General features: G+C 67.6%; 26 protein-coding genes. All 26 read right to left on the reverse strand.

The genetic code is table 11. From position 1 onward, the window contains the following. Positions 1–2 precede the first annotated feature (2 nt). Positions 3–527 carry a DUF6879 family protein gene (locus ACZ3KJ_RS30945; RefSeq protein WP_467531816.1) on the reverse strand — a complete coding sequence of 175 codons (525 nt, stop codon included), beginning with the start codon at positions 525–527 and terminating at the stop codon, positions 3–5. Next, positions 499–741 carry a hypothetical protein gene (locus ACZ3KJ_RS30950; RefSeq protein WP_467531818.1) on the reverse strand — a complete coding sequence of 81 codons (243 nt, stop codon included), beginning with the start codon at positions 739–741 and terminating at the stop codon, positions 499–501. The genes ACZ3KJ_RS30945 and ACZ3KJ_RS30950 overlap by 29 nt, the downstream gene beginning before the upstream one ends. A 312-nt stretch (positions 742–1,053) precedes the next feature. Then, positions 1,054–1,941 carry a peptidoglycan-binding domain-containing protein gene (locus ACZ3KJ_RS30955; RefSeq protein ID WP_467531820.1) on the reverse strand — a complete coding sequence of 296 codons (888 nt, stop codon included), beginning with the start codon at positions 1,939–1,941 and terminating at the stop codon, positions 1,054–1,056. Between the two features lie 73 nt (positions 1,942–2,014). Further along, entirely contained in the window at positions 2,015–2,335 is a 321-nt protein-coding gene (locus ACZ3KJ_RS30960) for a hypothetical protein (RefSeq protein ID WP_467531822.1), read from the reverse strand. 10 nt (positions 2,336–2,345) lie between these two features. Continuing rightward, positions 2,346–2,570, reverse strand: coding sequence for a DUF7620 family protein (locus tag ACZ3KJ_RS30965; RefSeq protein ID WP_467531823.1), 225 nt, complete (start codon positions 2,568–2,570; stop codon positions 2,346–2,348). A 1-nt stretch (position 2,571) separates the two neighbouring features. Next, positions 2,572–2,910 (reverse strand): hypothetical protein, encoded by a 339-nt coding sequence (locus ACZ3KJ_RS30970; protein WP_467531824.1) that lies wholly within the window; start codon positions 2,908–2,910, stop codon positions 2,572–2,574. A gap of 92 nt (positions 2,911–3,002) precedes the next feature. Then, the gene (locus ACZ3KJ_RS30975; protein ID WP_467531825.1) at positions 3,003–3,947 is read right to left on the reverse strand and encodes a hypothetical protein; all 945 of its coding nucleotides are present in this window, start codon (positions 3,945–3,947) and stop codon (positions 3,003–3,005) included. Between the two features lie 78 nt (positions 3,948–4,025). Beyond that, entirely contained in the window at positions 4,026–4,976 is a 951-nt protein-coding gene (locus tag ACZ3KJ_RS30980; protein WP_467531826.1) for a hypothetical protein, read from the reverse strand. A 105-nt stretch (positions 4,977–5,081) separates the two neighbouring features. Continuing rightward, positions 5,082–5,240: a hypothetical protein gene (locus ACZ3KJ_RS30985; protein WP_467531828.1), complete on the reverse strand. Its 159-nt coding sequence runs from the start codon at positions 5,238–5,240 to the stop codon at positions 5,082–5,084. A 32-nt stretch (positions 5,241–5,272) separates the two neighbouring features. Next, positions 5,273–5,530, reverse strand: a complete 258-nt coding sequence (locus ACZ3KJ_RS30990) for a hypothetical protein (RefSeq protein WP_467531830.1) — start codon at positions 5,528–5,530, stop codon at positions 5,273–5,275. Positions 5,531–5,537: 7 nt separating this feature from the next. After that, positions 5,538–6,917, reverse strand: coding sequence for a hypothetical protein (locus ACZ3KJ_RS30995; protein WP_467531831.1), 1,380 nt, complete (start codon positions 6,915–6,917; stop codon positions 5,538–5,540). Between the two features lie 8 nt (positions 6,918–6,925). Then, positions 6,926–8,953, reverse strand: coding sequence for a polysaccharide deacetylase family protein (locus ACZ3KJ_RS31000; protein WP_467531833.1), 2,028 nt, complete (start codon positions 8,951–8,953; stop codon positions 6,926–6,928). An 18-nt stretch (positions 8,954–8,971) separates the two neighbouring features. Next, complete coding sequence (locus ACZ3KJ_RS31005) at positions 8,972–10,273, reverse strand: hypothetical protein (protein WP_467531835.1); 1,302 nt, start codon at positions 10,271–10,273, stop codon at positions 8,972–8,974. A 67-nt stretch (positions 10,274–10,340) separates the two neighbouring features. Next, a complete protein-coding gene (locus tag ACZ3KJ_RS31010; RefSeq protein WP_467531837.1) occupies positions 10,341–11,366 on the reverse strand; it encodes a hypothetical protein in 1,026 nt (341 codons plus the stop codon). A gap of 7 nt (positions 11,367–11,373) precedes the next feature. Beyond that, on the reverse strand, positions 11,374–12,618 hold the full coding sequence (locus ACZ3KJ_RS31015) for a siphovirus ReqiPepy6 Gp37-like family protein (protein ID WP_467531839.1): 1,245 nt from the start codon (positions 12,616–12,618) through the stop codon (positions 11,374–11,376). A 10-nt stretch (positions 12,619–12,628) separates the two neighbouring features. Then, positions 12,629–13,495, reverse strand: coding sequence for a phage distal tail protein (locus tag ACZ3KJ_RS31020; protein WP_467531841.1), 867 nt, complete (start codon positions 13,493–13,495; stop codon positions 12,629–12,631). A 75-nt stretch (positions 13,496–13,570) separates the two neighbouring features. Further along, positions 13,571–18,595, reverse strand: a complete 5,025-nt coding sequence (locus ACZ3KJ_RS31025; RefSeq protein ID WP_467531842.1) for a peptidoglycan DD-metalloendopeptidase family protein — start codon at positions 18,593–18,595, stop codon at positions 13,571–13,573. A gap of 13 nt (positions 18,596–18,608) precedes the next feature. Beyond that, a complete protein-coding gene (locus tag ACZ3KJ_RS31030; RefSeq protein WP_467531844.1) occupies positions 18,609–19,031 on the reverse strand; it encodes a hypothetical protein in 423 nt (140 codons plus the stop codon). Between the two features lie 50 nt (positions 19,032–19,081). After that, the gene (locus ACZ3KJ_RS31035; protein WP_467531845.1) at positions 19,082–19,522 is read right to left on the reverse strand and encodes a hypothetical protein; all 441 of its coding nucleotides are present in this window, start codon (positions 19,520–19,522) and stop codon (positions 19,082–19,084) included. 59 nt (positions 19,523–19,581) lie between these two features. Then, positions 19,582–20,169: a phage tail tube protein gene (locus ACZ3KJ_RS31040; RefSeq protein WP_467531846.1), complete on the reverse strand. Its 588-nt coding sequence runs from the start codon at positions 20,167–20,169 to the stop codon at positions 19,582–19,584. A gap of 55 nt (positions 20,170–20,224) precedes the next feature. Next, the gene (locus ACZ3KJ_RS31045; protein ID WP_467531848.1) at positions 20,225–20,644 is read right to left on the reverse strand and encodes a phage tail termination protein; all 420 of its coding nucleotides are present in this window, start codon (positions 20,642–20,644) and stop codon (positions 20,225–20,227) included. A 9-nt stretch (positions 20,645–20,653) separates the two neighbouring features. Continuing rightward, entirely contained in the window at positions 20,654–20,884 is a 231-nt protein-coding gene (locus tag ACZ3KJ_RS31050; RefSeq protein WP_467531849.1) for a hypothetical protein, read from the reverse strand. Between the two features lie 13 nt (positions 20,885–20,897). Continuing rightward, positions 20,898–21,203 (reverse strand): HK97-gp10 family putative phage morphogenesis protein, encoded by a 306-nt coding sequence (locus ACZ3KJ_RS31055; protein WP_467531850.1) that lies wholly within the window; start codon positions 21,201–21,203, stop codon positions 20,898–20,900. Positions 21,204–21,206: 3 nt separating this feature from the next. Continuing rightward, the gene (locus tag ACZ3KJ_RS31060) at positions 21,207–21,512 is read right to left on the reverse strand and encodes a head-tail adaptor protein (RefSeq protein ID WP_467531851.1); all 306 of its coding nucleotides are present in this window, start codon (positions 21,510–21,512) and stop codon (positions 21,207–21,209) included. A 36-nt stretch (positions 21,513–21,548) separates the two neighbouring features. Further along, a complete protein-coding gene (locus ACZ3KJ_RS31065) occupies positions 21,549–21,929 on the reverse strand; it encodes a hypothetical protein (RefSeq protein ID WP_467531853.1) in 381 nt (126 codons plus the stop codon). 6 nt (positions 21,930–21,935) lie between these two features. After that, complete coding sequence (locus ACZ3KJ_RS31070; protein ID WP_467531854.1) at positions 21,936–23,258, reverse strand: major capsid protein; 1,323 nt, start codon at positions 23,256–23,258, stop codon at positions 21,936–21,938.

Here is a 23,258-nt window from a genome sequence, read left to right on the forward strand (position 1 = left end):
ACTCAGACGGTGTAGCGGTCGTGCGGAAGCGCGCGGTTCCAGATGGCCTCGAACGACTCGGACACGTTCTTGATCACAACGGGATCGTCGCAGAGGGCGTGCTCGACGAAGGCCCCGTCACCGGAGAACAGGCCGAACCGGATCAGGTCGTTGTCGAACAGCCAGAAGTCGTTGCCGGGGATCAGCAGGTCGGAGGCCAGACGGCGAGGCAGCCAGCGGACATCCTCGCCGGCCGCCAGGTTCTGCGGCGTGCATGAGTGTTCGTAGCGGATGTACTCGGTTACCGGCTCGGAGACGACACGAGCACGACGAACGGTGACTCCGCGGCTCACCGCATCGGCCACGGAGTCGTGGAAGCCGTTCCACCACGACGAGCGATCTTCGAGGTCATACTCCCGCCCGGCCCGCCAGGCCGCGAAGTCCTCATCCTCCTCCGGTACGGCGTAGACGTCGCGGGTCTCCAGGTGGACGGCACTGCGGCGGCAGCGCGCCAGCAGGTCAGCGAACGGAGGAACCGTCTGCGGCATCACACGCCTCCCTGATCGCGGCCATCATGCGGGCGGGCAGCCGGACCACCGCCTCGGTGTCGGGGATGCTTCCGGTCTTCAGGCACTCCCGCTCCGTCTCGTCGTCGGCCTTCCACCCCTGGATGACGAGATCCTTCGTGTCTTCGTCCACCCAGACGGTCGGGCAGTTGTCGCCGTTGGTGTTCGGGTCCTTCGCGATGAACCGTAGCGTCATGGCTCTCCCCAATTCCCGTGGCTTCTACGGACTTCTACGACGGTCACTCATCGGGACAGTCACGGTCAATACCGAACGGTTGAACCAGGACTCCGCCCGAACGAAGAAAACGCCCCGACCTCCGCGAGGGAGATCGGGGCGTAGTGGTGTTTCTCGCCAGAGAGTTCACCAGGAGCACCACGGAGGCGCCACCGGGGACGATACGCGAGCCGGATCTCCGGAATCTTCGGTTCGTCCGAGATGATCAACTCAGGTCGTTTTCGCGCACGACGTGATCAACGCCTGCGACCGGATGCGACAGGTCCCCGAAGGTCAAGCCGTCACGGTGAAGCCGTGCTTGGCCGCCAGCTTCTTCAGGGAGGTCTCCCCGGGGATGCCGTCGGCAGCCGAGCCGGTGTAGCCCAGAGTCTGCTGGAACCGCTTGTACGCGGCCACGGTGGTGGACCCGAAGGATCCGTCCGAGGCGTAGGTGGCGGACAGGAGCCCTTCGGCCTTCAGAGCGGCCTCCACGGGCTTCACGTCGGCGGGATGGGTGCCCTGGCCCTGGGCGAGCTTCGGGTCCTTCTGAGCCGCCTCGACGACGTGCTTCAGGGAGACCTTCGTCTTGGTTGCAGGAGAGGCCGGGAAGGCGGGCCAGGTTCCAGGGTCCGTGTGGTTGTTCTCGGGGACGTGAGCGTGCGCGTACCATCCGGCGGTGGTCCTCCATACGCTCTCGCTGCGGTGGCCCGTGAAGCCGGTCGGCTTGCCCATCGGCCAGACCTCCGGGACGCCCCAGGACTTCACCCAGGCGTGCAGCTCGTCCCAGCCCTTGCACGGGGTGTCGGTGAGCTTCTCGTACACCTTCCCGTTCACACGGCACCAGGGGAAGAAAAGCGCCTCGATCTGGAGGACCACGGAGCCGGCCCGGTTGGTCCGGGTGCCGCCGGAGACGTCCGCGAGGGACTTCGAGCGGTTGTTGGCCGGGAGGAACTGTACGAAGCGGCCGGTGAACGGATCCCACAGGATGTGGGGCGCCGAGGCCTTGCCGCCACCCGAGAAGTAAGAGCGCAGGTTGGCGTACGGGACGAGGTCCTGGGGCTTGGCCTTGGATGCGTTGCGGTCCCAGGTGATGTGCGCGATGGCCTTCGCCGGGCCGCCGTGGGTGGGTGCGTGGTCGCCGGTGTCGAGTTTCTCGGCACCGGGAAGCCAGAGGTTGGACATAGGGGCTCCTCGGGTGTCTGGCGGGCATGAAGAAGCCCCCTGCGGATGAGACCGGAGGGGGCGGTGGGGCGGCTCAGGAGGCCGTGGGTGGGTCCTCGGGGTGATGCCGGAGGTACCGCAGGTAGGAGAGGAACCGGACCAGGAGGAGCGCTGTGGTGCCCGCGAGGAGCCCGAGGGACAGGACGACGTCCCACCAGGGCTCCGGGGGAGAAGTGCCGCGGATTCCCAGCAGCAGGAGCGACCGGGCGTAGATCAGGCCGATGATGACGACCCAGCCTGAGGCGTTGACCTCGGTGACCCGGAAGGGATGCCGGGGACGGTGGAGGACGAGGAACCCGATCGAGGCGGCAAGGCCGACGCCCAAGAGGACGTAGAGGGTCAGGGCGTAGAGCATGGGACCTCCTTCAGCCGCCGCTGAGCCGGCCGAGGACGACGGACTCGATCCAGTCGCTGTACCGGTTGGCGCGGTTGTGGGCCTGGAGCTGCTCCTTCACCCGGCGGCTCTCGGTGAGCTTGGCCTCCACCTCGGGGTGATGGGCCAGCGCGTCTCGGAGGGACTTCTCGGCGGCCCTCTTCGCGGTCTCCGCTTCGACGGAGGACAGGGGTGTACGTCGGGTGAAAGGCCACATGTCATGCGCTCCCGGGCAGTGCGGGACGGTGGCCGAGTTCTTCAAGGAGGTGGGTTAAGGTCTTGCCCTGCTCGACCGCGACGTCTCCGCGCTCCTCGGCCTTGGCGAGTTGCTCTCGCGTTGCCTGGTGCGCCTCCCGCTCCCTTTCAAACGCCTCTCGCCACTTGTCGCGGTCGGCCGTGAGAGACGTCATGACGTACTTCGGCACGATGACGCCGAGGATCAGCAGGACCACGACCAGGCCGACGACACCGTACTGAGCGAACTGGCCTATCAGCTTGCCGACGTCGGGGCCGGAGTCCTCGGCTGCGGCGATCCTGAGCAGATCAGAGATCGACAAGGGGACCTCCTTGCGGGGTGTGCGCAGGAGGATCCAGCGCTGTGGGGGTATACGAAAGCCCCGGCTGGGGGACCGGGGCTTGGGGGTCTGGATCAGCTTTCGGTCGCCGGTTCGGGATCCCGGACGGGTATAGGTCCAACGCCGGTGATCGTTATGAGCCGAGGATGTGTACTGCTCTGAAAAGGGCTCCTCGCGCCGGACGCTTTCACCTCGCCCTGCCCTACCAGGTACAGATTGCATAGATTGCAGTGCAGCATGTCCATGCCGGTAGGGGCGGTGTCCTGCTCGGAAGGCAGGAGTCTGACCATGGCGGGCCCCGCGCATGCAGGACAGTCGACCGTGGAAAGATGGAAGTAATGTCCACTTGCGGGCAAATCGTCCAGCCATCTTGCGTCCAGGCCTGGATCGAACCCTAGGGCCTGCGGCTTAGCCCCTTCGAGGACTTGATCCTTAAGTTCCTTGGGTAGCCCCTTGAACTTATCCTCGAAGACGTGTCGGGCCTGTTTGATCCGGATCTCGACGTCCCGCTGGATTTCGTCACGCTCCTTGTCGACGGCAACGAGCACCGCGCTCGACCACCGACCCCAGAACGCGTGGAAGTTCGTGCCGACCTCCACCAGCAGGGTTGCGACGGTCTCGGTGAAGGGTGGAAGGAGCGTCTTGGCCTGATTTCCAATGGTTGTGTGAGCCGTGCCGTTCCGCAGTTCGATCAGCAGGTCGAGCTGAGGGTCGGGAGGAAGGACGCCTATGCGTCGAAGACGTTTAAGGGCTTCACTGGCACTCACGGTGCGGACCTTGTTTATGTCCAGCTCTAGGTCGCCGCCGAAGTGCAGCAGCAGGTCTGCGTTGCCGTTGCGCATCTCGACCAGGTAGATCGGGTTCCTCATGACCAGAGTGGCCTTGGCGAGCCGCTCGATGGCGACACCAGAGTGCAGGGCGAACTCGTCGTACTCCCGGCGTCCGTGGTCCTCCATGGCCTTCCAAGCGGCCTTCCGGGCCCCCTCGTAGAAGCTCTCGAACGAGAGTGATTCGTCCATGGATGGACAGTAGCGGGGCCTGTACTACAGGGGCGATCGGATTGAGGGGGAAGCCATGGTGGGGGGAGGGCCCGAAGGTCACTCCCAGTCGTCAAGGTCGGAGTGGAGGAATTGCGCAACCTTGCGCCGGAACGCGACGTTTGAGATCTCGGATCCGCCGAGGTAACGGGCAGCTCGTGCTGCAAGTCGCTCGTCAACGGTTTCAAGATCCATCCCAGCGGCTGCGAGTTCCTCTCGTGTGGCCAGTTGTAGGCGGCACAGGTGGCATTTCAGCGCGAACACGCTGACGGGCGACGCCTCCCCGGCGCTCTGCCCCACGGCGAGTACGTCGGCTACGCAATCGCAGGCGGGGCAGACGTTCTCCCCTTCGATCCAGATGCCAGCCTCCGTCTCGGACACCGAGACGTTGATCCGGCTGAACTGCTTGACCACGAGACGCCGGTGAAGGTGATCAGGAAGATCCGAGAACCGATCGTCGTAGTGATGCTTTGCCTGCGCTATCCGGATCTGTACGTCTCGCTCGATCTCGCTCTTTCGTCGATCAAGAGCCGCGCTCACAGTGCTCTCCCAGCGCCCCCAAAATCTGTCGATGGCGACGCCAACCTCCGCCAGCAGGGTGGCGACGTTCTTGGCCAGCGGCGGAATCATGGACTTGGCCCCCTCGCCGCTGCTGGCGTGAGCGGTGCCATTCCGCAGTTCGATCAGTTCGTCGAGCTTCTCGCTCGGAGGCAGCACCCCTAGCTTACGAAGCCGCTTGATCGAGTCGGTTGCCCCGACCGTGCGGACCTTGTTCGCATCCATGTCGAGGTGGCCGCCGAAGTAGAGGAGTAGGTCGTGGTTCCCCTTGTTCATGTCCAGGAGGTACACGGGGTTCTTCGAGACCAGCACGGCCTTGGCGAGCTTCTCGATGGCGATACCGCCCTGGAGGGCGAAGTTGTCGTACTCGCCGCGTCCATGGGCTTCCATGGCCTTGTGAGCGGCCTTGCGGGCACCTTCGAGGAAGCTCTCAAACGAGAGCGCATCGTCCATGGATGGACGGTAACCGTCCCTGTGCTACAGGGGCGATGAGATTCTAAAAAGACCCGGCCCCAGGGCGAACCACACCCAGGAACTCCCCGAGACCGGGGCTTAGGGTCAGCTCTCGGGGGAGCTGGCCGGCTCGGTGGACTCGGCGAGCTGGGCCCGGAGGGAGGCGTTCTCGGCCTCCAGGACGGCCATACGGCGCCGGGTGAGGTGCAGCTCCAGGACGGTGTCCCGGTACTCCTCCACGAGCTGCTCGGGGGTCATCTGCATGACGTGCTCCAGGGGTGTGGTTCGAGAGGGGTTCAGAGCGAGCTGGTGACGTCCTCGGTGACCTGGTCGTACTCGACGACCTGGACCGACGTGACATTCGGGAGCGCGGCGACGGTGTCCTTGATGGCGCCGAGCAGGTCTTCGTTGCCGATGCTCGTACCGGTGTAGTTGCTGACCACGAAGTAGCTCGACCACGGATTGCCTCCGGTCGTTCCTTCGAGATTGAAGCGGTACAGCGGGTAGGACATCCCGGGCGAGGACGTCAAGCCGAGGCCGTTGTTGAAGGACATGACGCTCCTAGGCAGTCGTGGAGTCAGTGATCAAACCGGCCGAGGCGAGGGCCGTGAGGAGGCTGGCCAGGGCCGCGTTGGCGCCGCGCGAGCCGGTGACAGCCCGCTTGGTGGTGTCGAAGATGTCGCCGGACGAGCCCCGGTACTTGAGCGAGCCCGCCTCCACGTACAGGTATCCGCCACCGGTGGGGTTGGAGGACGGGGCCGCCGTGGTGTTGCCCAACAGCAGGACGTTCGTGCCGTCGTTCCACTGGGAGGCACCGATGTTGATTGTGCCCTTGGCGGCGTTGCTCGTGGAGCGCAGGGTCATCGTGCCGCCGGACGAAATGGAGCCCTGAATCGTCGGGGCCCGCAGGGTAACGCCGACTACGAACGAGTCGTCCGTCTGGAGGGTGTCTGCGCTGCCCCGGTACAGGTTCGTGTCCCGGCTGTTGGCGCCATCGCCCCACTCGTGCTTACCGTCGCCATAGACGACCAGACGCCCGTTGGCGTCGCCGCTCACGCGTCCGTCGAACAGCTTGTTCGTTGCCAGGCCGAGGATGCCGGAATACGCGGCGTACACGACGCTGCTCGTGGTCGTCTGGGTCGACTGGACCGTGTGGTATGAGCCGGCCGCCGAGACGTCGAGCTTGGCCAGCGGCGAGATGACGGCTCCGATGCCGACCTGGCCGGTGGAGCGCTTGATGAACAGCGCCGCGTCGGTGAACAGTCCGGAGTCGTTGTACCGGTTGATCTGGAAGTCCGTGCCGACGTTGGCCCCGGCCTCCGAGGTGCCGTTGGCCTGGATACCCCAGCGCTTCCCCGTGGAGCTGGCATCGCTGACCACGGTGGAGTCGTTGGTGAAGTACAGGTTCTTGTTCGTTCCGGCGCTGGCGGCCATGTACAGCGCACCGTTGTCCTGCGCCACCACGACATCGGCGGCGTTGAACTTGGCGATCGTGCGGTTCATGCCGAAGACCCCGGTGGTGGGGTCCCAGATTCGGATCTCGAAGCGGGTCTGGAGGTCGCCGTTCAGGTCCGGGGACTCCACCGACCAGTGGCCGTGGGCCGGGCCCGGGTCGTTCGGGTCGTAGTGCGCTCCCATCCAGAACCAGGCGGTGTCCGCTGTGGAGGGATCGCCGTTCCCGTCGTACGCCGTGGGCCCGTACCAGGCGATCATCTGTTTGGAGTTGTGCTTGCGGGAGTAGATCCGCAGCACCTCGCCGAAGTGGGCGTACGTCGTCCCGTCGGCGGCCAGGTGTTGGGCTCGCTGATACGAGAAGAGGTTGATCCGGCTCGTGGAGTCGGAGGTGTTCTCGCCGCCCGTGAAGGAACTGGTCAGGGAGAGCGACTTCCCCGAGGTCAGCGCGCCGCCCTTGCTGTACCTGAGGTCGATGTCCTGGAGCATGGGCCCTCCTAGCTGTAGTACCGGAGGACGTCGCCCACCGGCAGCACGGGGATCCCCCGGGCCGCGATGGCGTCCATCAGCGTGTTGAAGCCCGCCTGGCTGATGTGGGTGGCGTCAGTGACGGCACCCAGCGTGGGCTTGATGTCGTGCATGGCGAGGATCAGCCAGTCGCCGTTGTTCGCGCAGCGGTCGAGCTTGCCGCCGACGTTCGTCATGCTCGTCAGCGGGATGCCGCCCAGCCCCGTGCCGTCGTTGATCCCCGTCGGCGACTTGAGCCGGAAGGGCATCGCCGGGGCGAAGGTCTCGATCGTCTCCGAAATGATCGACCGGGCCGAGGTGAAGTACTGGGCCGCGAGCTGGTCCACCGGGACGCCGTCCGAGGTCAGGCCGAAGGCCCCGTGGGGGTACGCGAAGTGCTCGCTGGTGAAGCCCTTGTCCACGAGCCAGGCCCTCATGAGCTGGAAGTCCCTGGCCACCACGCTGGAGGACAAGGCCTGGAAGCCCACGCCGTGGTTGGCCGCCGAGTAGCTGTGGCCGCCCATCTCCCAGCCGGAGAAGTTCTGGAGGCTTCGCATCTCCGGCAGGGTGAGCCTCGTGGGACCGGAGCCGATGTACTCCACGATGTTGTAGATCGTTCCGGCGAAGCCGAGGGCGTCCATCTTGGGCCGGGCCAGGTCGTACACGCTCTGCCAGGAGTCGTCGAAGGTGATCGACACGACGCCGTTGGGGAAGGTCGTGGTGGTGTCCGGCACGACCTCCACGGCCTGGAGGTGGAAGGTCAGGCCGCTCGTGGACGCCTTGTCGTACAGCGCGAAGGACATGTCCGTGAAGCCTGTGGTGGTGCTGGGCGTCCCGTTCGAGTTGATCGAGTAGGTGCCCGACGCGCCGCCTACATCGGCCCACGAGATGTGGACCGTGACCCACTCGCCGCTCTGGACGTAGTTCGTGGAGGCGGTGGCGCTTCGGGTGTGGAAGTTGAACTGGAAGTAGTTCGCCAGGTTCGAGGTGCCGAGGTAGAAGACGATCCGGTCCAGGTTGGTGACGTCGTCGACCTTGAAGATCAGCCGGATCATCTTGCCGGTGAGGTCCATGGGCGTCATCCCGGTCCTGCGGATGTTCGACTGGAGCCCTGTGCCGTTCGTGGTGACCCTCACGGACTGAGTGCCCTTGACGTAGTCCGTGCCGTCGTTGGCGTTCGAGGAGGTCACCCCGGAGCCGCCCGGAACCCAGCCGTGCCCCGACTGGAAGATCTGCGACCAGGTGGCCTTACGGCGTGCGGGCAGGCGTCCTTGCCGGGGCAGCATCGGGACCGGGAAGCCGTTCGTAGTGAGCCGGCCAGCAACCGAGAGGTTGCCCGAGACCGTTCCGCCGGAGGCGCTCAGGAGCCCGCTGACGGCCGTATCGACGTACGCCTTGGTGCTGGCCTGGGTCGGGTCCGTCGGGTCCGCCTGAAGGTTCAGGGGGCCCTGCATCGTGCCGCCGAGGATCGGCAGAGCGTCCACGTCCTCGGCTCCCAGGGAGACGATTCCGGAGGCACCGTTGACCGAGGCGACGCCGCTGCTTATCGACGGGAGGTTCTCGACCGGGACTTTGCCGTCCTCACCCAGTGGGGCGTACTTCCCCGTGAGGTCGACCGTTCCCGTCTCACCGTCGATCGAGGTGACGATGTACGAGACGTTGTCCGCCGGAAGGACGGGCGCCACCGTCACCAGGTCGATGCCCGGCTCCGGAGTGTCCTGGGGGACCGCGATCGAGAATGTCCGCCCGGACTTCCGGTTGAAGGACTCGACGACCTGCCACGTGAAGCCCTGCGGTGTGACGTCCGGGTCATCGGTCGCCGGGACCTCGATGGAGAAGGCGCCGTCCGCGTCCAGATTCGCCACCAGCGGAGCGGAGAAGATCAGGACGTCCGCCGTGGGATCGGTGACGTACTTCTGGCTCGGGGTGAAGGTCACCGTGCCCTGCATGGGGGTGCCGGTGAAGTCGATGTACCGGCCGAAGACCGTCACCGTGCTCAAGTTGGCGGGCAGCGCCACAGGGGTGCTCCCTTCGGATCAGGCCAGGCCGACCCAGTACGCGTTCGCGTCCGGGGTGGCTGAGGCGATGCTGAGGCTGCTGGGCAGCGAGGTCTGGCCCGTGGCGCCGATGCAGTACCGGTAGCCGCCGGAGGAGAGGTTGGCGTTGCCGGGGGTCCGGGTCGCGCCGAGCGTGGTGGCGCAGACGAAGCCGGGCCGGGTGGTTCCGTTGGCGACGAAGGCCACGTAGTAGTCCCCGGCCGGTGCGCTGTACGAGGCCGTGAGCGCCATCGAGAGCGTGTTGTTCGCCGTGGTCCAGGCGCTCGCCTGGCTGGCCGTGACGCCCACCCGGGTGCCGCTCGCGGTGTAGAGCCCGGCGTAGTTCTGGTTGGCGGTGAGGCCCGAGCCGGCCGCCACGGTCATCATCACGATCTTCGAGATCACCGTGGCCTGCCGGAGCTTGACCCGCATCAGGTACACCGAGCCGCCGACCGGGGCGGACTGGAATCCTGCCTGGGACGGGTCGTACGTCCACGCCTTCAGTCCCTGGTCGGCAGGTCCCCACTGGTTGCCCCAGAGGTCCTCGAAGGCCAGGTACACGGTCGTGAGATCGGGGAGCTGGGAAGCCGGCACCTTCGTGCTCGCGTCCAGGGAGGCCACGCCGCTGGCGGATCCGCGGGCTGTGCTGGCCAGGGCTCCGACGTTGGCCGCTGTGAGGTTCACGGCGCCCGTCTGGCCGTTGACCGAGGAGACCGCGCCGCCGACAGCCACCGAGTCCACGTACTGCTTCGTGGCCGCGTGGAGGGGGCTGGTCGGGTTCGAGGGCAGCGTGAGCGGCCCCGTCATCGTGTCGCCCGCCTTGGAGACCTTCAGGTCCGTCTTGGTGTCCGTGTACGCCCACGCGGAGTTCAGGGTGGCCGTATCCCCGGAGGAGACCTGGGAGTCGACGTACTCCTTGTTCACGGCCTCGCCCGTGGCGGACGGGGCGCCGCTGGTGATGATCGGCCCGAGCATCGTGCCGCCGGTGAGATCCAGCTTGTTCGTGTTCAGGTCGTCGATCTGTTCGCCGAGGTCGACGGCCATCATCAGGAACCGCCGGGAGTACCCGAAGTCGGCGTAGACCGTGCTGACGTCGTCGGGGCCGTAGAAGCCCACGGCCGCCTCGGTGTCGGCGGTGATCTGGGTGATCGCGTTGCCGCTCAGGTCGGTCAGGTCGGTGAGCTGGGAGCCGCCCACCAGGGCGTCCCAGACCGTACCGACGGCCCCGGCCCGAAGCCGGACCTCGTCCCCGACCTTCTCCATGGCCAGGTCAGCGGCCGACAATCCGAAGAGATGCCGCACGGCCCCTCCTTTCGCTCATGAAAAAGCCCCCGGAGGCAGCGCCTCGGGGGTGCGTGGTCGGACGGGGTCAGGCCAGTTCGTACGAGCCGGTGATGGTGAGCACGTCGGCGGCGCGGATGTTGAAGGGCGAGTTCGTCAGGAAATTCCGCGAGTTGACGTCGCCCGAGGAGCCCGAGGCGTTCTCCGAGACGGGTACGCGGATGCGAGCGATCTTCGCCGTCGACTCGGTGGGGAAGGTCATCGCCGTTCCGAGAGCCGACAGACCGCCGTTCGCCGGGTCCTGCGTGAAGCAGAAGTTGAACAGCTCACGGTACTTGTTCTGGCACGCCAGGGGCAGCGTCACCTGGATCGCGGAGGTGTACGCCGGAGGGTTGCCGGTAGGGATCACCTGGATCTTGACGAAGCAGGTCTTGCCGATCACCTGATACCGGCCGATGTTCTGTGAGCCGGAGCCCCAGTTGATCGTGGTCGATCCCGCAGTCCACACCGGCGTGTAGGTCTTGTACGACGGGTCCCCGGCCGTGGCTACGAAGTTCCAGCCGACGCCGTCCCCGAGGTAGATGTCGTTGCCCTCCACCAAGAGCTGTCCCTTGCGGGACGGACGGCGGGCCCCAGATGTCCCGTAGGCGACCGGGCGGCCTACTCCCCAGCGGCGGTCTGCGACGGCTCCGGAGGCGACCACCGAGGCGCCGGCGGCCACGGTGCACTCGGCGAGCGGAATCTCCACCACGCCCGTCCCAGGGCTGTTCGTGACCCCGGGAGCGCTCGTGCCGCCCGTCTTGTACGCGGGCGTGATCGAGTCGGCGGAGGCGTCGTACCGCAGGACCACGAGGTCCTTGCGGGCCGAGGAGCCACCGGAGTTGGAGACCACCGGCAGGGAGTACGGGCCGTCGTTCTCGACCGTCGCACCGTTGACGAAGGCTGAGCCGGCCGCGATGGACACGCTGCTCGTGCCGTTCGCCGTGACCTTCAGGGCAGTGCTCGTGAGGTCGTCGGTGTGGACCCCGTCGTTGCCCCAGCGGCTGGCCGTCAGGGCGTACTGGGCCTCGGTGGCGAGGGGCGATGAGCTGAAGGGGTACGAGATGAAGGCCACGCCGACCTCACTTTCGGGTGTTGAGCTTCTTGACCATGTCGGCGAGCGTGTTCAGCCGCTTGGTGGAGCCGGAGGTCTTGCGGGAGGTCGTGGCTTCGGTGCCCACGGTGATCTCGGTGGTGAGGCCGCTGCTGGCGTTGAAGGTCAGCTCCACCTCGCGGACCTGCTCCTGCACCGCGTCCACGTACGGCACGAGGACCTGGACCTGGTCGCCCAGGAAGAAGTCCTTGCCGTAGGTGAGCTGGGGCGTGTCCTGCGGCTTCATCGTGATCGAGATGGACGTGGCGCCCGTGTACAGGGCGTCCTGCCCCTTCTCGTCGAGCTGCGCCTGAGCGTCCGCCGCCGCAGGATCGACCTCGCCGACGTCCACGAAGCCCTCCACCCGGAAACCGGGGAAGACAGGCTGGGTGTCGACCCGGCTGTACCCGAACAGTTCCTTGGCCACGACGGCCGCGTTGGTGGATCCGTCCACGGCCTCCCGGCCAGCGCCGAGGATCGCGTACGTCATGGTCGGCGCGGTGGCCTGGTATGAGGTGGAGATCAGGTTGTTGCGGCCCTTGGAGAACGTGGCCGTGCTCTTGCGGTCGGTGGTCGTGTAGACCTGGAACTCGATCCCGGCGGAGGTGTCCTTCTGCCGGACACGGAAGCCGAGATACCCCGGAGGCGACCCGATGGGGGCTCCGCGGGCTATCTCGGTGAGGGCCTCCAGGACGGGCTCGAAGCGGTACTTGAAGGACTGCCCGGTGATGCCCCGGTTCGCCGACGTCTCCACCGTGAGGCCGCTCTTGCGGCGCTCCGTGATGGCCCCGGGCCCCAGGTTCAGGTTCACCAGGTTCTTCATCAGGGTCTCGGTCGACGACGTGGAGGCCGTGACCGCGTAATACGAGGCGGCCTGGGCGTCGATCGCGTGAGCGGGGTCCGGCCAGACCAGAGCGTTCGCGAGGTACTGGGTGTCGTCCGGGCCCGCCAGCGTGAGCTTCGCCGTCCCGTCCTCGTTCTCCGCGTACCCGAAGGTATGGATCGGCCCGGACAGGAGCGTGGTCCCGTAGCACTTGAAGACCAGGCCGCCGTTCGGGTTCGAGCCCGGGGAGAGCAGGGAGGCGTTCCGGGACGTCGCCGAGACATCCAGGGTCCAGTTCGAGACGGCGTTGTACCGCAGGACCAGTTGGACCTGGGTGAAGTCGTCGACCTGGCCGATGATCTGGTGGCTGGAGTTGCGGACGTAGACCTGGAGGTCGCGGGGACCGTACATGCCCACCCCCTCAGAACGCCGTGAGGTACCGCGAGGTGTACGTGAGCTGGACCGAGCTGGTTCCGCTCGTGCCGGTGACTGTCAGCCCCACGTCATTGCTGCCGGGCCTGAGCGACCACAGGACGGGCGAGGAGCCGAGGTTCGGCCAGAGGTTGGTCGAGCCGTTCAGGCGGGCGTCCTTGACCCCTTCACGGGTGTCGATGACTGCCGTGTCTGAGCTGGAGAGTGTCCGGGTCAGGGTGAAGCTCTCGCCCGTCGTGGTGTTCGTGATTGTGGCGGCCGTGGCCGGGCCCTTGATCGTCCACACCGGGTAGGTGTCGACCTCGCCGAGGTTGAGGATCTTGACGGCTCCCAGGACCTGGGAGTCGCGGACCTGCAACGGCAAGAACGGCAGGAACGTCCCCGAGCCGCCACCGACGTGGAAGGTCAGGGTCTTGTCTTCTCCGAGCCAGTACGGCGACGGGGCGATGAAGACAAGTACCGCCGTCATCCAGTGGCGGCCCGTTCGGTCGTCGTCCTCCTGCCCTGTGAGACCGTCGGAGTAGTACGCCGAGATGTGCCGGGCCGAGCCGTCCGACTCTGTGAAGGTCAGGGTGCCGGGCCCGTACGCCGGGTTCAGATCCTGCACCAGCCGGTGGTACCGGGTCAGGCACGAGGGCCTGTCCGGTCCCCATAGGTGCAGAGGGATCGTGATCTGACGCTGGCCGGCTCGTACCCCACGGACCACCGAGCCGTCGAAGGCAGGGGACTGGTCGCTGAAGTACGTGTATTCCGGCAGTCCGGTGCCCGCCACGCCAGGCATGACGAAGGCACCGGACTGCGGGTCGTCGAAGTCGGACAGCGACGTGACCCGTCCCGAGGAGGATGTCCAGGTCACCGTGGTGGCTCGGACATCCGGTACCCCGGGTCCGGTAGGGAGGGTGTTCGAGCCGCCGACGAGCAGGGCCACGGCTCACCTCCCCAGGAGTTGCATGCGGTACAGCACGTCCGCCACCTGCTTTTCGGCGGTGGGCTGCGGAGGGTTGTTCACCGTGATGTGGTGGCCGCCCGCCTGGTCGCGCTTCACCTTCTGGGCGAGCGTGATCATGGCGTCCCACTGCTGCGGGTTGAGGATCGCCTCGGGGACACCGGTCTCGTTGACCACCGGGGTGATCCCCGGCGGCAGCCATCCGCCCTGGTCGTATCCGCCGGGGCGGTTGTACGCCTGGGAGAGGCTGCCGTACGCCGAGAGGGCGTAGCGCATGGAGGAGTACACATTGGCGAGCGGGTCGATCGAGGTCCCGTAGAGGAACGGGCCCTTGTTCTTGAACCGCCCCGCGTACGCCCGGAAGGTCGGGCCGATGACCTGCATGAGGCCGACCGAGGGATGCCCGGCCTTGGCGTTGGAGTCCCAAAGGTTGACGGCCCTCGGGTTGCCGCCGCTCTCCTGGTTCATCCGGCGCAAGGTCGTCTGCACCAGGCTCTCGGGCTGGCCCACCAGGCCCAGAGCCTGCTTGACCACCCCGGCCCACCGCTGGACACCCGAGCCGGGCGTGTTCAGCGCGCTGCCGCCTCCGGTGAGGTACGGCATCGGGTCGACGGCTTTCCCGTTGACCCGGGCCTCCAGGTGGAGGTGAGGGCCGGTGACGTTGCCGGTGGCCCCGACCTTGCCGATGAGCGAGCCGGCCGAGACCGTCTCCTTCGCCTTCGCCACGATCTGGCTCATGTGGGCGTAAAGCGAGGAGAGCCCGCCACCGTGGTCGATGGACAGATGGTTGCCGTACGGACCGGTCCGGCCGACGGAGGAGACCCGACCGGCGGCCACGGCCCTGATCGCCGTGCCGATGGCAGCGGGGAAGTCCAGGCCCGTGTGGTACCCGGAGGACCACATGCGGCCCTTGACCCCGAACTTCGTCCCGTAGGCGGCGTTGACGGGCTTCATCCAGGAGCCTGAGCCCCCGGCTTCCGCCTCCTTGCCCCGGATGAAGTCGACCATCTTGTCCGCTAGGACCACCGGGATGTTGCCGACGAGCTTGGACCAGATCTGGTTCTTCGTGTCGACCGTCAGGGACTCGACCCCGAGGAGGGTCTTCAGCGCCTTCTCGGCCAGGTCGCCGACACCGCCCCGGGCCCAGTCGACGCCCTTGTCCAGCAGGTCGGCACCCTTGCCGACGGCTTCCTTCACGGCGTTCGTGACGGGGTTGTCGGTCAGGTCGTCCCAGATGCCGCCGCCCCAGAAGGCGCGGTGCGGGAGGCCATCGGCCAGGAGGGACTGGACACCTGCGACGCCACCCTGGCGGGCTGCCGCGTTGAGAGCGTGGATGCCCCCTCGGCCGACCGCCTTGGTGACCTCCGGCCGCATGATGCTCTCGCCGCCGGAGAGATCGAGCACGCCGCCCGTGGGGGAGACGAAGCGATGGACGTCCCGTCCCGGCGTGTAGCCGGGGAGGATGCCACCTGAGGCGAAGCCCTTGGGGAGCTTCATCTCGTCGATCTTGCCGATGCCCGGGAGCTTGGCCGCGGTTGCGTTCCAGACCGCACGCAGGCCGTCGTTGAAGACCGTCTGGATCAGGAACTTCACGGGCTTCTTGGCGACGTCCTGGAGCTTGCCCCAAGCCGTCTCGACGCCGCTGACCGCCTTCGCGAAGAAGCCGACCACCGCGTCCTTGAAGTCCCGGACCTTGCCCTCGACGGTCTTGCGCATCGAGGTGACAGTCCCGGAGACGCCGGACCAGAGTCCGTTCCACTTCTCGCTGGCCCAGCGCTTGGCGTCGTTGAAGCGGTCCCGGACTCCACGAGCGAAGCCCGTCACCTTCTCGGCCACGGTCTGGGCGGCCGAGATGGCCCGCCCGATCGTGTTCTCCCAGACGGCGTTCCAGATCTCCTTGATCCACCGCTTGCCGGTGTCGAACCAGTCCCGGATCTTCTTGATCAGGTCCGGGATGATCGAGTGGCCGACGAGCTTGTCGTAGAGCCACTGGAACTTCTCGGCGATCCACTCGGTGACGTGCCTGACGGCGTCGATGAAGGGCTGGAGCTTGCGCCCCATGTCCTTCACGAAGTCGATCAGGCCCTGGATGGCAGGGAGGACGATCTCCTTGATCGCCCAGACGGCCAGCTTCACGAGCAGGTCGACGAGCTGGAGGATCGGCGGCAGCAGCGGCAGGATCGCCGGGAGAAGCACCAGGAGGAGCTGGGTGCCCAGCATGAGCATCTGCGGCAGCAGCGGCGCGATGGCGAGGAGCAGTTCGCCCAGGGACTGGGCGACGCTGAGCAGGGGCGGGATCAGCTCCGGGATGACCGGGAGCAACTGCTCCAGGATCGCGAGGAACTGAGTCGCTGCCGTCTCGGCGACCTCCACCAGGATGTCGCCGACGATCCCCAGGATGGGAGTCAGGGCCTTGCTCAGTACGTCGGCCAGGATGACCACGACCGGGGCCAGGGCCTCGATCAGCCGGCCCACCACCTGGACGATGGGCTTCAGCGGCTCCAGCGCCAGGGCGACCAGTTCACCGATCACGGGGATCAGGGGCGCGACGGCCTCCAGGACCTGGCCGAGGACCTGGGCGACGACTACGAGGATCGGGCCCAGGGCGTCCATCACGGGTGCCAGGGCGTTGCCCAGGGCCACCACGACCGTCTCGATCGGGGGACCGAGCTGCTCGAAGATCTGCCCGATGAACTTCAGGGCCGTACCGAGGAGCGGCGCCACCTGCTGGGCGAGCGTCCCCATCACGGAGAAGAGCGCCTTCAGTCCGGCCTGGACCTCGGGGCTTGAGGTGATCTCCGAGATGGCCCCGGTGATCTCCTTCAGCATCCCGATGGTGCCGCCGCCGGTGCCCTCCCCGGCCATGAAGATGTCGCCGAGGATCGAGAAGACGTTCCCCGCGACGTCCATCAGGTCGCCGAGCAGGGTGACCGCCTGGTCGATGGCCTTCTCCATGGCGCCCGACTCGAACGCCTTGGTGAGCTTGCCGAAGACCTTGTCCGCGGCTCCGGCCGCGCCCTCCGTGATGCGCTGGAAGGCGGGCTGGGCCGCCACGGCGACCTGGCCGAAGGCCGTGACCATCTGGCCCGGGATCCGGCTCAGCGGCGACAGGGACTTGGCGGCCCCGTCGAAGATCTGCTTGAGCATCCCGGTCTTGGCCAGGTTGTTCACCGCGTCCAAGGCGCCCTTGGCCATTCGGTTCAGGACGCCGGCAGTGCCCTCCAGACCGCCCCGGAGGATCGGGATGACCCGGGAGCCCACGTCCGTGAGCCGGCTTCCGATGCCCGCGAACAGACGGTCCTGGACACCGAGCTGCATGGCGTCCCAGGCGGGCTTCAGGCCCTTCACGGCGTTGACGAACGACTGGGCGTTCGGGCTGAGCTTGGCGAAGTTCTCCGTGAGCTTGGCCGTCTGCTGGGCCTGGGCCTGCTGAGCCTCCGCCACGGCCCGTGAGGCGTCCGCGACTGCGTTCTGGGCGTCCTCCATGGCCCGAGCCCCGGCCACCTGGGCGTCTGCCACGCCCTGCTGGGCATCCTTGACCGCGTCCTGGGCGTCCTTGATCCGGCGCGCACCCTCCACCGCAGCGTCGGCCTGGGCCTGCTGGGCGTCCTTCAGGTTCTGCTGGGCGTCCGCCACCGACTCGGCGGCGTCCCGGCGGACCTTGGCCGCGTCGGTCTCGGCGTCCTTGACGGCCTTGGCCTTGTCGGCCACCGTCTGCTGGGCCTTGGAGAGCCTGTCCTGGGCGTCCTTGACCCGGTCGGAGCCTTCGACCCCGGCCTTGTTGGCCTCCTCCACCTGCTGCTGGAGAGCCTTGTGACCCTCCTGCTGCTGCTTGAGGGAGAAGGCCGCCTGGTCGTACCGGAGCTGGGCCTCGTCCAGCTCGCGCTGGGTGGCCAGAGCCCCACGGGCCTTGACCCTGTCCAGCTCCTCCTGCGCCTGCTGGAGTTCGAGCTGTGCGTCCCGCTCCTCCAGCGCGGATCGGGTGAGCTGGTCCTGGAGGTCCAGGAGATCCTGGGCCGCCTGTTTGCGAGCGTCGGCGAGGGACTCCTCCGCATGGAGGGCGTCCTTCTTGACGTCCAGGAGGTCCCGTTCGGCCTCGGCGACCTTCTTGGCCGCCTCCTTCTGGGCCTCTGCGGCGTCCTCTACGGCGTTGCGCAGGGACCGCTGGGCGTCCTGGACGGCGCGGGCCGCACGCTGCCTCTCACGGGCCGCCTGGATCTCGGCGTCCTTGACGTCCTGCTGGGCGTCCTTGACGCGCTCCTGGGCGTCCGAGATGGCACGCGCGGTGTCCTGCGCTGTGCGCTTCAGGGAGGTCTGAGCCCGGCCCAGCGAGCGCTGGGCGTCGGCCACCGCGTTGGTAGCGCTGACCGCCTTGGCGGCCCCGGAGGCGGCCGGAGCGAACGCCTCCTTGAAGGCGTCTCCCAGGCCGGACGTACCGAGCTTGATGGCTCCGGCGGCCGAGCCGAGGGCGACGACCGCCGGAACCGCGAGGGCCGCCGCCGGAGCAATGGCGGCGACCACGTTGACGAGGGCCCCCACTGCCGGAGCGGCAGACCCCAGGAGAGCCACCTTCGAGGCGAGGCTCCCGATGGCGCCGATGGCCGAGCCGGCCGCCGAGGTGATGCGGCCGATGGTGCTGGCCGCCCCCTGGTCGACGTCGACCCGGATATTCGCCCTGCGGTCCTGGGCGAGCCGGACCAGGCGGGCATGGGCCTCGTTCTCGCCCCGCAGGTTGACGTCGACGTTGACCTGCTGGTCCCGCGTGAGGTTCGCGACCTGGGCCCGGTAGGTGGCCAGCGAGGAGCGGTCCATCTGGACCGCCACAGGCACGACCACGCGCCGGGTCAGGTTCGCGAGCTGGGCACGGAACTGCGCCAGGGAGGACCGCTCGATCTGAACCGCGACCTGGACCGCAGACGTCCCACGGGCCCTCAGCTGAGCCGACAGGTCCGCGAAGAACTGCGAGGTGTCGGGCCGGACACGGAGCGAGACAGAACCGGCAGAGACCACGACCGCCCCCTCTTCAGGTGGTAGTCGCGCCTCCCGCCTCGGGAAGCTGCTCTGTGCTGCTCGGCGGCTCCTGCCGGTGGGCAGGGATGCCGCTGACCCAGTCGGAGGCCTGCGGGGCCTGCTGGCCCGCCAGGGCGCCGCTGGAGAGGAGTTCGAGGTACTCCTCGGCCTTGGCGTCCTTCTCGGCCTCTACGGCCTTCCGCTCCAGATCCGCTGCTGTCTCCGGACGCGGGAAGGTGGCGATCTTCGGGGGCTGCTTGTGGGTGAGCCCGACGTACTGGACGCCGAAGATGGCCACCAGCAGGTCGTGGATGTTGGCGAACATCGAGTCCCGAAGGCCCCACTGCTGCCCGTCCGTGATGCCGCTGACCTTGGACTTGTACATCGAGTCCGAGGGGAGGCCGTTGATCAGCACCTTAAGGCGCCGGACCGTCATCTCGCCCTGGTAGAACTTCAGGAGGTCGGCTTCCCAGCCGTACTCCGCGATCAGCGACGCTTCGAGTTCGTCCGAGAACTCCGCGACGTGCGCGCGGAAGCCCGCCGTTCCCCCCGGTTCGCCCCCCGCTTCCCCGTCTCGGCGAAGATCTCCCCGACGCGCTTCAGGGCCGGACGGATCACCCAGTTCGGCTCGTCCAGGAAGTCCTGGGCCAGCTCGGCGTCACCGTCGAAGACGCCCATCGCCCACGTGGTGACGTCGCCCTCGTTCAGGGCCATCTCCATCCGCAGGGACCACAGGTCCGGGTGGGGGATCTCGTACACGGTCCCCTGGGCTCCACGGAAGCGGTACGGCTTCCTGGTGGCCTCGCGCTTGGCCAGGTCGGCCCCGCTGAAGTCGTCGTCCAGGTCGATGTCGTCGACCTCGTCCTCCGGAGCGTCGAACTCCTCCGGCTCGTCGTACTCGTACTCGTCGTCCCGGTACTCGGGCATGGGTGACTCCAAGAAGGGTGGGTGTGGTTCGTCGTGCAGGGTGAGCGGAGCCGCTCAGATCACGGGGTCACGACCGGGACCACGAGGCCGCCGATCTTGTAGTGGACGGAGGTGCCGTCCGAGGCGGTCAGCGCCGTGAAGGTCATCTGGTAGGAGACCAGGGTGTCGCCCTTGTAGACCTTGTTGCCGCGCTCGGTGACCTCGCAGCGCGGGATGATGATCCGCGTGTGGAAGTTGCCGTCCACGATGTCCAGGCCCAGGGCGCGGACGTCCGGCTCGGTGTTCTGACCGGTGGAGAACGAGGTGTACGCCGCGTCCCCGGTGCCCGTGCTGGTCATGTCGTCCAGCGCCACCGAGTGGTACAGGCTCATGACGTGCGGGTTGCTGGTCTGGATGAACGTGAGCTGGAAGGTGGTGGTCTTGGACGTGAGCTGGGTCCGGACGGGGGCGTCGTAGCCCCACGCCTTGAACTCGGCTCGGGCCTGGTCGGTCGCCTCGGTGAGGCCGTCCTCGGAGACCTTGCCGAGGTCGAACCACTCGTCCGCGTCCCAGGCAGACGTCAGGTCGGTGGGCACGGTGGCACCGACGGCACCGATGTACGCCTTGCCCGCGTATCCGACCCGGACGCCGTCACTGGTGTCAGCCATGATGGGTCCCTCCTTCAGGGGGTGATGGTCCGGGTCAGGCCCGGGAGAGAGTCGGTCACGCGGGGCGCACGAGGAGCCCGGCGGTGAAGCCGATGCGGTAGACGGATGGGTTGTCCTCCGGGCGTCTACCGGGCCCGGAGATCTCGGTGGTGTAGGTGCACAGGCCGCCGTCGCGCTGGTCTCCCGCCATGTCCGCCACGGCCGCACGGGCCTGGTTGGCGGTGAAGCGGGCGGAGGCCAGGGAGCTGGCCCAGACGTCGATGTCGACCATCGGTTCGTCCAGGGACCTGCGGAAGCGCCAGGAGCCGCCGATCCGCATCACGCGGATCACGGACTTGTTCTGGATCAGCTCGTCGAAGTGGGCGTCCTCCGGCAGAACGGTGCACAGGTGCGCCTCGTCGCCGAAGAACTCGGCGAGGAAGTTCCTGGCCATCAGCTCCGCGTCCGGGAAGACCTTCACGTCGCTGAGGGCCACGGCGACCTCCTACGCGGAAGGGGCCTTGTCCTCGGCGGCCTTGCGGGACTGCTCGGTCTTGGCGGGCTTGGACTCGGCCCTCGCGGCCGGCTGCCGGGTCGCCCCGTCCACGCGGCGCACGAAGCCGTCCCGGACGCGGGTGTCGGCCTCCTGCTCGGAGCACGAGTAGACCTCGCCCACCTCGTGGGGGTTGCCCTGCCAGTCCTTGTGGGGGAAGGAGACCTTCACCTGGACGGACATGTCGTTCCTCTCGTCATGACGTGCCGCCGCTCTTGACCATGGAGTCGAGCGTCCGGCCGAAGATGTGCTGGCCCTCCATGTGCCGGGTGCCGTACTCCAGGTGGGCCGCGTAGTCGACGTCCGAGACGATCTCCGCCCCGTCGCCGTCCTTGCGGACCTCGATCGAGTCCCGGTACCGCCCGGTGTCCACGGGGGCGATGGAGCGGGCGAAGTCCCGCCCGCGCTCTGCGGTGTCCTCGACGGCCGCCTGGACCGTCTCGTGCCGCGTCAGGGCCTTGATGGCCCCCTCATCGAGCTGGATGCCGCTGATGCCGTCCACGGCTCACCCCCGGATGCGTACGGCGGTGAGCTGGAGGTGGTCCAGCGCTGCCAGGCCCAGCCAGGGGAGCGGGTCTCCGGTGACCTCCAGGGTCATGCCGCGCCACTCCAGCCGGTCCCTGGGGCCCACCGCAGTGCCCGGAGGGAGCCTGACCAGGTAGGTCGTCGCGACCTGATCCCGGTTGTCGCGGTTCTCCGAGGAGGCCGCGGGCTCCACCTGGCCCTGGATGGTGGTCCGCTGAGTGCTGGACCAGTCGGTGTTGCTGTTCCCCTCGGCGTCGAAGCCCTCGGGGGCCCTCACCACGGTCACCGCGTGAGGGGAGAGGAGGAGCGCCACGGCACCCCCTCAGCGCGTGCGAGGACGGACGGGCAGGAGCCCCTGAGCCCTCAGCGCCCCGATGGCGTTCTCCGAGTACCTCGGTGTCCTGCCGGAGCCGAAGGAGCGGGCGATACTCAGGCCGCCCTGCGACATGGAGGAGACGTTGGCGTTGGCCCCCGTCTCGTCTCCTGTCGCCATCAGGTACTGGGCCTGGTAGATCGTCGCCTTCGTCAGGGCGTCGGCGAGCTTGGGGGACACCGGGTCGCCTTCGGCGTCGACCTCGTACACGGCGAACCGGATCAGCTCGTCGATCTGGTCCGAGGCCGTGTCGAGCAGCCTTCGGGCGTGAGCCGGCGGGCTGTCGGGATCCAGGAACGCGGCGAATTCTGCCTCCGTCGCGTACGCCATCGGGACCTACTGGACCTTGATGTTGCGGAACACGGCCGCCGCCTTGGTGGCCTTCAGGACCACGGCGATCGGGCCCATCTCGACCTCGCCCTTCTTCACAGCACCGGCGGTGGTGAAGTCCGGGAGGTAGGTGGAGACGATCTGACCACCGACGGTCGTGACGCCGTGGAAGCCGTCCAGGCCCATGCGGACCGCGTACAGGTCGGTCAGGCCCGACACCGCGCTGTCTCCCGTCTGGGCGACCGTGATGCCCGGCGAGGTACCGCCAGTGAGGCCCGAGCCCGAAGCCGTCACGGTCACAGGCGCGTCGACCAGGTCCCCGGTGAAGGTGAGGGTCTTCACGGCCGAGCCGGTCACGGTGGCGTTGCCCGAGCCCACGTTGGAGAGGGCGGTGATGGCCGACTGCACGGTGGCGGCCGAGGCGTTGTAGGCGATGCCCGAGGTCGTCTGGGTGTTCCCGGCGATGGTCACGCTGACGGTGTACGTACCGCCGGTGGGGGAGCCGGTGACCTCCAGGGACCAGGTCGAGCTGTCGGGGTCGCGGCTCTCGATCGGGATGATCGGGGACGAGGAGCCCGCCTTGTCGCCCGGGTCGACGAACACGATGTCGCCGTACGACTCGCGGACGATCGGACGACCACCGGGGCCCATCAGGCCTTCCACCGGGTTCCGGGTGTAGACGCCGGCCCGACGGGCGAGGGCACGCACGCGGGCCAGGGCCTTGGTGTTGCCCAGGACCATGGTCGGCGTGCCGTCGAGCAGCGACAGCCACTCGTCGAGCGCGTCCAGGGCGACCTGGGCCGAGGCCGGATTGGTGTCGAAGTCGGACCAGTCGGTGACCTCGGTGGGCCGGAACTCCGTGCTGGAGCCCGAGAGGGCCTTGTTCAGACCATCGAAGCCGTTGGCGGCGTCCGCGTCCGTGCCGTCCACGACATCACCGTTGATGACGGCGTCCTGGAAACGGGTCTTGGTCGCCTTGATCTTCTGGGCCATGTTCAGCGCCACGGCACCGGACGCAGCCGGACCGATCTTGGCGATGACGCGGTCCACCTCGAAGCTGCCACCGAGGACGGCCAGGTCGACGCTGTACCGCTGGCTCTGGACCTCGCTGGGCGTGTACTCGGTGTTGAGCGCACGGAAGGCCGCGGTGGGCTGGGTGACGAGCCGGCGGTAGCCGTAGGTCAGGGTCGCGCCGCCACCGGCAGGGTTCACGACGTCGTCGAAGGTGAGCGCGTCCAGGACGGCGCTCTCCTTGCGGAACTCGTCGATCACCTGGACGTCGATGTCGTCCGTGGCGTTGTTCTTCGCCTCGTTCAGGGTGACGGGCAT

The sequence above is a fragment of the Streptomyces sp. NPDC003248 genome (assembly GCF_055563235.1).

Coding starts and splice junctions, on each gene's coding strand:
- ACZ3KJ_RS31030 (WP_467531844.1), bottom strand. CDS start 19,031: ATGACGGTCCGGCGCCTTAAGGTGCTGATCAACGGCCTCCCCTCGGAC.
- ACZ3KJ_RS30975 (WP_467531825.1), bottom strand. CDS start 3,947: ATGGACGAATCACTCTCGTTCGAGAGCTTCTACGAGGGGGCCCGGAAG.
- ACZ3KJ_RS30985 (WP_467531828.1), bottom strand. CDS start 5,240: ATGCAGATGACCCCCGAGCAGCTCGTGGAGGAGTACCGGGACACCGTC.
- ACZ3KJ_RS31070 (WP_467531854.1), bottom strand. CDS start 23,258: ATGCCCGTCACCCTGAACGAGGCGAAGAACAACGCCACGGACGACATC.
- ACZ3KJ_RS30965 (WP_467531823.1), bottom strand. CDS start 2,570: ATGTGGCCTTTCACCCGACGTACACCCCTGTCCTCCGTCGAAGCGGAG.
- ACZ3KJ_RS30950 (WP_467531818.1), bottom strand. CDS start 741: ATGACGCTACGGTTCATCGCGAAGGACCCGAACACCAACGGCGACAAC.
- ACZ3KJ_RS30945 (WP_467531816.1), bottom strand. CDS start 527: ATGCCGCAGACGGTTCCTCCGTTCGCTGACCTGCTGGCGCGCTGCCGC.
- ACZ3KJ_RS31015 (WP_467531839.1), bottom strand. CDS start 12,618: ATGTACGGTCCCCGCGACCTCCAGGTCTACGTCCGCAACTCCAGCCAC.
- ACZ3KJ_RS31040 (WP_467531846.1), bottom strand. CDS start 20,169: ATGGCTGACACCAGTGACGGCGTCCGGGTCGGATACGCGGGCAAGGCG.
- ACZ3KJ_RS30955 (WP_467531820.1), bottom strand. CDS start 1,941: ATGTCCAACCTCTGGCTTCCCGGTGCCGAGAAACTCGACACCGGCGAC.
- ACZ3KJ_RS30980 (WP_467531826.1), bottom strand. CDS start 4,976: ATGGACGATGCGCTCTCGTTTGAGAGCTTCCTCGAAGGTGCCCGCAAG.
- ACZ3KJ_RS30995 (WP_467531831.1), bottom strand. CDS start 6,917: ATGCTCCAGGACATCGACCTCAGGTACAGCAAGGGCGGCGCGCTGACC.
- ACZ3KJ_RS31050 (WP_467531849.1), bottom strand. CDS start 20,884: ATGTCCGTCCAGGTGAAGGTCTCCTTCCCCCACAAGGACTGGCAGGGC.
- ACZ3KJ_RS30960 (WP_467531822.1), bottom strand. CDS start 2,335: ATGCTCTACGCCCTGACCCTCTACGTCCTCTTGGGCGTCGGCCTTGCC.
- ACZ3KJ_RS31065 (WP_467531853.1), bottom strand. CDS start 21,929: ATGGCGTACGCGACGGAGGCAGAATTCGCCGCGTTCCTGGATCCCGAC.
- ACZ3KJ_RS30990 (WP_467531830.1), bottom strand. CDS start 5,530: ATGTCCTTCAACAACGGCCTCGGCTTGACGTCCTCGCCCGGGATGTCC.
- ACZ3KJ_RS31035 (WP_467531845.1), bottom strand. CDS start 19,522: ATGCCCGAGTACCGGGACGACGAGTACGAGTACGACGAGCCGGAGGAG.